Consider the following 6,599-nt stretch of genomic DNA (forward strand, 5'->3'; position numbering starts at 1 on the left):
CCGTATCATAAGTGAGGGATAATTTTCTATATAAATTGATGGGACCAAGCATGCTAAATAATCAAGAGTCTTTTGAAAAAGATTCTGAAACAAGTAACATATTTGAGGAATTTCAGGATAACATGAAAACAGCTAAGATGACTGAACAGCTTACCATAGTAATTAATTAGTATCAGGTTAAAGGAGCATCCCCCTGTAACACGCCTTTTAAGCCCCAAAATTAGATTTGAGTCATACCCCCTTATCTTGTTAAGCTGATATCAGAAGAACAGAGGGGGATATTTTTATGCAACGGAGACGCTATTCCATCGAGTTCAAACAACAACTGATCCAGGAAGCCCACGAAGTCGGAAATGCTAGCCAAGTAGCCAGACGGCATGGGATCGACCCGAAGATGCTGTATCGATGGATACGTGATTCCAAACACGCCGATTGGCAGAATGGACTGTCAACACCAAACTAGACAAATTCCTTAAGTGCCTCCTGTTTGTAAACAAGTGGACTTAAATAGCCCAATGTTGAGTGAATCCTTGTTTCGTTAAACCATTTCACATATGCTCCTAATTCTTGCTTCAACTGGGGAAGTGATTCAAACCGTCGATTCTTAACAAACTCCGTTTTAATCAGTTTGAAAGTTGCCTCTGCTACAGCATTATCATATGGGCAGCCTTTTATGCTTAAAGAGCGCTTGATGTTGAATGTACGGATGACATCACCAATCGTACGATTGGTGAACTCACTGCCACGATCTGTGTGGAAAAGCTGAATTTGACGCAAGTCTCCTTTTACGCTTGCAAAAGCTCGATAGACAAGCGCGGCGTCTTTACTGGATCCACAGCTATACCCAATAATCTCCCGGTTGAATAAGTCCACAAGTAGACAGATATAGTGCCATTTGTTTGCGACTCGAACATACGTTAAATCGCTCACAACCGCTTCTAGTGGTTGATCTTTTGTAAACTCGCGGTTTAGTTCATTCTGAATGGCCGAATCGTTACAAGGAGACTTATGCGGCTTATACTGTGCAATCGTATACGCCGATACAAGGCCGTTCTTCTTCATCAAACGTCCAATACGTCGTCTGGAAACAGTCTTTCCTTCTTTTTGCAGAATTGCTTTGATCTTTCTTGTTCCATAGACGCGCTGATTCTCTTCGAAAATACGAATGATCGCCTGTTCCACCTCATCTTCACTAGATGAATGCTGACTATTTTCGTAATAGTAAGTACTCCGATTCACCTGGAGAATGGTACACATGGCAGACACAGAGTACTTATGTGCATTTTGCCGGATCACTGTTATTTTCGTCCGAAGATCAGCGCTGCTTGCTTTAAAATATCGTTTTCCATTTTTAATCGCTGAATTTCTTTGCGTAGCGCAAGGAATTCATTCTGTTCTTCCGTTCGGTTGTCTTTTTCTTTGAAAGAACCTGTCGTTCTGCTTTGTTTGACCCAACGGTCAAACGCAGATGCACTCAGATCGTATTCTTTCAAAATATCTGCACGCGTTTTTCCATTCTCGTAGAGTTGAACCATTTGCCGCTTGAACTCGTCTGTAAATGACCGACGCTCACGTTTCCCCATGACATTCTCCCCGTTCTATATCGATTTGCTTTCAATCTACTAGACCTTAAGAGAATTGTCCAATTCAGTGTAGCCGATCCACGCAGAGATGAAGCAGGAAGAACCGCTGTATTTTTGCAAATAGAAAATTGGACTTTGAAAAATGAGGGACACCCACTTACCCAATGACGAAAGTAAGGTATTCTTCACCATGGCTTGATCCTTTCAGTGGATTTGAACAGAAACTACTTGACCATTCCATTGCAGAGGATTTTTTTGTGTCCTTAACGGGTTGACATACCCAAACATTCAACCGGGTCTATTGAGAAATGAGAAACCTTTTAGAGTGATGAATCGTCTTACTCTAAGGTTGATGGAATATTTTTCGATAAATGTAATAAAACTCCACAATATGGCGCTATATGGTTTTTAGGAGGTGAGTACATTATGCTTCAGTTAAAGGAATTAGTATTGAAGGCACAACAGGGTGATGGTGAAGCGTTGATGATGATCTTAAATCAATTTACCCCTGCTATCAAGAAACATGCTAAAAATCTGGGTTATGAGGATGCTGAAGCTGATCTCAAAGCTTGGGCATGTAGATCAATCATGAACTACAAGATTCGCTCAAGAGTAAATTAATGAAATAAAACCATGATCGCCTGCACTCTTATAGCAATGTGTGTAGGCGACTCCCTTAACTAAGCCAAGGAGGATTTAATTATGAGGAAAGTCGTTTTAAGCAGTATATTGGTGTTATCTGTTCTTGCTGGATGTTCTCCTTCGACAAATCCAAATGTAGAAAAGCAAATTCATTATGGTGAAAATGCTGAAGCTTCTCAAGATTATCTTAACAAAATTAAGATTATAAAAAGTCATAGTGAAATTGGTTCTGGCGAGCTTACCAAGGAGAATATCGCATTAGGTGGTATTCACATCGGTGATAGTGCAGAAACTGTAAGAAACTTGTTTGGAGAGCCAACGAGTAAGGGTGTGTTACATTCTACACCTTTTCCATTGTGGACTTATGAAAAACTTAATCTGTTTATCGCCTTCTATGATAAGGGAGGAGCCAATCCACCAATAGATAATCCAAAAGGCGGAGTAGTAAGTATAGTTGTTAACGATCCATCAGACATCAAAACAGATCGTGGTTTTGGTATCGGAAGCAGTCTAAAAGAAGTTATGGAAAGTTTTCAGAGTGCTTACGGCTATGAGAAACGTAAAGATACTGATACACAATATGTCGTGATTTCAGGTTCTAGTTCATCTGGCAATACCTTTTATCCAACATTAGGCGTATTATTAAAAGGAGACAAGGTAATTAGTATTGAACTAAGCAATCAAGAAGAGCAACCATAAAAATGAGAGGGGAATCCCCCTCTCAATATTACCAGCCAGCATCGTTAAGCAGAGCATTAAGTCTTCGACCCGGATAGGTATCACCTTTGCTGGCTCTCATGTAATGTCCTGCATTCCATGGTGACGCACCTAACGCTTCATTGCAAGCATAGTTCCCGCCGACAAACCGTTCACTAACTACATTTACTTTCTTGTTGTCATCAGTTTGAACATTGAATGCCTTCAAGCCACCTTTGAAGCCGTCTTCATATGCTGCCTTAATGTTAGTTTTATTACCAAAAATATCATTGAAAGCATCTTTTCCACCAACATACCGCTTATTGATTTGTTTGCAATATGCCTCAACACCATCGTCTAAAGTTGCATAAACAGGGAAGGTGCCGCATTTTCCTACAGGTTCACCAATGCTTCCTCCTTGAAATCCGGGGTTGTTAATTGGAATGCCCCATTCTTGATACCATTGAGTTAATACTACAGCAGTAGAAATACCGATTTGTTCAGCAGCAGCGCTTGCATATTCGGAATATTTTTTAGCGAATGTATCATAATCTGGTTTCTTTGGATATTTAGAGTTACTTGGGCAAACGTAGCTAGACGAAGTAAGTTTTGTGTTAAGTTTTTGTTCCATTAATATCAATCCTCTCGAATTTTAGTAGTTAAAAACAATTGGCTTAGTTATTTCTGAAATTTCTTCGTCCCAAAAACGCTGAACAGGAAGAGAAACTTGCATTTCAGCGAGAGAAACATGGATATCAAAATGGTGCTTGAGTAACTTGACCCATACTTCGGCTTGGTATCCATCATGTCGATATCCTCCTATGAAGAATGATGGAATCAAAGTTAATCTCATTCTTTTAAAATCTTTAAACGCTTCTGGGTTCCTAATTATGTTTCTCTCCACATGAGGTACTTTGTAATGTTTGAAAAGACACAAAACTTGAAAAGCAATAGTTGAAAAATCGTCAGTAAATACTTCAACGACTTGACTCATAGTTTTTCCACTCTCTTAAGTCATTTTGCAATTTTTTTAATGCTGCTTTTTTTATCTTATTTACGGCAGGTTGAGAAATTTTTAATTGTTTACTAACTTCTTGTTCGGTATAGCCATATAAAAAAATTGATCGAATCACATAAAACTGTCTAGGAGATAGCCTTGATAATGCGTCCCGTAGAGAAATAGATAGATCATTTTCATGCTGCTCTTGCAAAGGCAGTAATTCTACCAATTCTACAGAAGCATCATCGCTTAATGGAGCATTAAGACTTAATTCCTCATGCCGTCTAATCTTACAATGTTTCTTAGATAGCCTATACATTTCGTGTTGTAAACCTTTTAAAAACCATGATGCGATTCTAGCATTTTCTATAAAAGCATCTTCATTAATACAAGGGTGACATTTGTATCATCTCCTTTTCCTGCCGACACCATGTATAGAGAAAATTAGTAGGGAATATATAACCTGTTTTAGAAAAAAGGAGATTATCCAAGTTAGATCATAGAAAATATAAAATGCTTCAAAATAATGCCTATCCTATATCGTTGCAAATCCTCGAAATGAGGCGATGATGAGATCAATTTTTTGTCCATTTTTCAATACTTGAGTCGGTAAAGGTATCAAAGTTACTCAGTGGGAAGAGCAGCACAAAGAAAGGCGATAAAATGAAAAGGTGGGGGGAGGAACGGCAGAACATTATTCTGCGCAAAGGTTACAGGTCACGTAAAAAAGCAGTAAAACAAGCTATTTAGGACTATGATTTCCATAGATGATGTACAATAGCTTGAAAAAGGAGGTCTTTGCCTTGGCCAGAAGCAAAGAATTTGATACGATAGCCACCCTTCATAAAGCAAATGGAGGTATTCGGTCACTATGGCTATGAGGGCACGTCCTTGCAAAACCTTCTGGATGACTTGGGGATTGCACGTCAAAGTCTTTACGACACATATGGAACAAAGCGTGATTTATTCATCTCTGCTGTCAAGCAATATGCGGATCAGAAAACATCACTAGTAATCTGGATCGGCGAAGGGAGCTATCATTGCCGTTTTCAACGCGAGTGCTGCTGCGCTGAAAGATCCCGTGCGGAATAAGGAATGTTTCATCATGCAAAGCGCAATCGAACAAGTCCCGCATATTCCCGAAATTGCTGAATTTTTTCTGCATGATATAGAGCGTTTAGAAAAAGCATTTTATGAAGCACTCGTCCGTGCCAAGCAACAAGGTGAGCTAAAAGATCGGCGCCAGGATCTTCGGTCCATCGCACATTTTTTAAACTACTCGCGTTTATCCCTCACTCAGACAGCCAAACTACAACCAAGTCCAGATGTTTTGGACGAGATAGTAAAAACGACTCTTTCCATACTCGACTAAATTTATGAAGCAAACGAAGCTTCATTTTTATTTTGCCTTCATTGGCCATTAATTACCAAAAAACATCGTGTAAACACATAAAAACGTGGTGAACCCAATCACCACGTTCCAAAAAGTTTGCTCGAGGATGTTTGTGAATGTCAATCAAAATGTTGACCACCGTGCTCATCAAAAAATTGACCACCATGGCAAAAATCAATCCACCCGTCGGGTGGGTAACTTTTTCATGATCACGATCTTTGAATGCTCTGCTTAAAGCGATAACTGTCTCCATTCATTGCAAAGATATGGGCACGATGGGTAAGCCGATCAACCAAGGCTGACGTCATTTGCTCATCTTTGAAAATCTGTGTCCATTCCGTAAATTCCAGATTGCTGGTAATGATCATGCTTCCTTTCTCATAGCGAGCCGCACAAAATTGGAATAATAACTCCGCCCCGGTCCGACTCAGAGGGACAAACCCGACTTCATCCAAAATAATCAAATCTGTTTTCAACCATTGCCTCTCTAACTGGAGGATTCGCTTTTGGGACTGAGCTTCCATAAGCTCGTTACATATTTTAGCAGCAGTCCAAAACTGGACGGAATAGCCTTGATGGCAAGCTTCCTTCCCGAGTGCAATGGAGAGATGAGTTTTTCCAGTGCCAGAGTTTCCGATAAACATGATGTTCTCTGCTTTTTCGATGTACTCACAACGAGCCAGTTGAAGCAATTTGGGCTTATTGAGAGACGGAATCGCCGAGAATTGAAATTGATCGAGCGTTTTCATAGAAGGGAATTTAGCGTGCTTGATGCGACTCGCAATTTGGTTAGCATCCCTTTGCTGAACTTCTTGCTCTAGTAGGGCTAAGAGGAACTCCTCGTAGGGAATTTGCCGTTCAGCAGCATCATGGGCGATTTCCTTATAGACACGTTTAATCGCAGGTAAACGAAGGCGTTTCGCGTAGGTTTCAAGCAGGAAACTCGTACTCAATGAACCACACTCCTTTTCTGTAACAAACGATTATACTGGCTAAGATCTGGGGCCTTTACCTGAATACGTGGAACAGAGCTATCCTCCGCCAACGAGAGTTGGGGCAAACGGTGTTCCGGCAATGTTCGCTGAAGCAATAATTGCCTTACGGCATCATACTGGAACATCCCTTTTTGGCAGGCCTCCCCCAGTGCTTCTTCGACGAGAGAAGTATCGAATTCACGGTGCAAAAGCAAGAGTCGAACGAACTCCTTCATCCCTCCTGGTCGGTTACGGCACTTGTCCAAGAACTTTTGGTAAATGGCGGGTAATTGTTTTTCGCAAGTCAAAAA

The 6,599-nt window shown here is 40.4% G+C and carries 8 protein-coding genes and 2 pseudogenes; 4 read left to right on the forward strand and 6 right to left on the reverse strand.

The window, feature by feature from the left end; translation table 11 throughout:
- Positions 1-286 precede the first annotated feature (286 nt).
- Complete coding sequence (locus tag EDM57_RS00280; RefSeq protein ID WP_122902782.1) at positions 287-463, forward strand: transposase; 177 nt, start codon at positions 287-289, stop codon at positions 461-463.
- Here the strand turns inward: EDM57_RS00280 and EDM57_RS00285 are convergent.
- Positions 460-1,583 (reverse strand): IS3 family transposase gene (locus EDM57_RS00285; RefSeq protein ID WP_122902783.1). Its coding sequence is split into 2 segments (ribosomal slippage): positions 460-1,334 and positions 1,334-1,583, totalling 1,125 coding nucleotides; the frame shifts between segments, so codons are not numbered across the junction. The two genes, EDM57_RS00280 and EDM57_RS00285, sit on opposite strands and share 4 nt — an antisense overlap.
- Before the next feature lie 426 nt (positions 1,584-2,009).
- Between EDM57_RS00285 and EDM57_RS00290 the strand changes: the two genes are divergently transcribed.
- Positions 2,010-2,204 carry a helix-turn-helix domain-containing protein gene (locus EDM57_RS00290; RefSeq protein ID WP_122902784.1) on the forward strand — a complete coding sequence of 65 codons (195 nt, stop codon included), beginning with the start codon at positions 2,010-2,012 and terminating at the stop codon, positions 2,202-2,204.
- 81 nt (positions 2,205-2,285) lie between these two features.
- Positions 2,286-2,924, forward strand: a complete 639-nt coding sequence (locus tag EDM57_RS00295; protein ID WP_122902785.1) for a hypothetical protein — start codon at positions 2,286-2,288, stop codon at positions 2,922-2,924.
- A gap of 28 nt (positions 2,925-2,952) precedes the next feature.
- Here EDM57_RS00295 and EDM57_RS00300 read toward each other — a convergent pair whose 3' ends face one another.
- The 3 genes from EDM57_RS00300 to EDM57_RS00305 are packed head-to-tail and all read right to left on the reverse strand — an operon-like array spanning position 2,953 to position 4,309.
- Positions 2,953-3,552: a hypothetical protein gene (locus EDM57_RS00300; protein ID WP_122902786.1), complete on the reverse strand. Its 600-nt coding sequence runs from the start codon at positions 3,550-3,552 to the stop codon at positions 2,953-2,955.
- Between the two features lie 21 nt (positions 3,553-3,573).
- The gene (locus EDM57_RS22955) at positions 3,574-3,915 is read right to left on the reverse strand and encodes a hypothetical protein (protein WP_141333663.1); all 342 of its coding nucleotides are present in this window, start codon (positions 3,913-3,915) and stop codon (positions 3,574-3,576) included.
- Positions 3,899-4,309, reverse strand: a complete 411-nt coding sequence (locus EDM57_RS00305) for a sigma-70 family RNA polymerase sigma factor (RefSeq protein ID WP_307723522.1) — start codon at positions 4,307-4,309, stop codon at positions 3,899-3,901. Before EDM57_RS00305 ends, EDM57_RS22955 begins: the two co-directional genes overlap by 17 nt.
- Positions 4,310-4,724: 415 nt before the next feature.
- Here EDM57_RS00305 and EDM57_RS00310 point away from each other — a divergent pair.
- Positions 4,725-5,293, forward strand: a pseudogene (locus EDM57_RS00310) (TetR/AcrR family transcriptional regulator).
- Between the two features lie 230 nt (positions 5,294-5,523).
- Here EDM57_RS00310 and istB read toward each other — a convergent pair.
- Positions 5,524-6,267, reverse strand: a complete 744-nt coding sequence (gene istB / locus EDM57_RS00315) for an IS21-like element helper ATPase IstB (protein WP_122902788.1) — start codon at positions 6,265-6,267, stop codon at positions 5,524-5,526.
- Positions 6,264-6,599 (reverse strand): annotated as a pseudogene (locus tag EDM57_RS00320) (hypothetical protein); the annotation flags it as partial. The pseudogene EDM57_RS00320 and the gene istB, both read right to left, overlap by 4 nt.

The sequence above is a fragment of the Brevibacillus gelatini genome (assembly GCF_003710935.1).
Taxonomy (GTDB): domain Bacteria; phylum Bacillota; class Bacilli; order Brevibacillales; family Brevibacillaceae; genus Brevibacillus; species Brevibacillus gelatini.

What these genes read in the sequence shown, in the direction of transcription:
- EDM57_RS00280 (WP_122902782.1), top strand. Translation starts at nt 287, where the DNA reads ATGCAACGGAGACGCTATTCCATCGAGTTCAAACAACAACTGATCCAG.
- EDM57_RS00290 (WP_122902784.1), top strand. Translation starts at nt 2,010, where the DNA reads ATGCTTCAGTTAAAGGAATTAGTATTGAAGGCACAACAGGGTGATGGT.
- EDM57_RS00295 (WP_122902785.1), top strand. Translation starts at nt 2,286, where the DNA reads ATGAGGAAAGTCGTTTTAAGCAGTATATTGGTGTTATCTGTTCTTGCT.
- EDM57_RS00300 (WP_122902786.1), bottom strand. Translation starts at nt 3,552, where the DNA reads ATGGAACAAAAACTTAACACAAAACTTACTTCGTCTAGCTACGTTTGC.
- EDM57_RS22955 (WP_141333663.1), bottom strand. Translation starts at nt 3,915, where the DNA reads ATGAGTCAAGTCGTTGAAGTATTTACTGACGATTTTTCAACTATTGCT.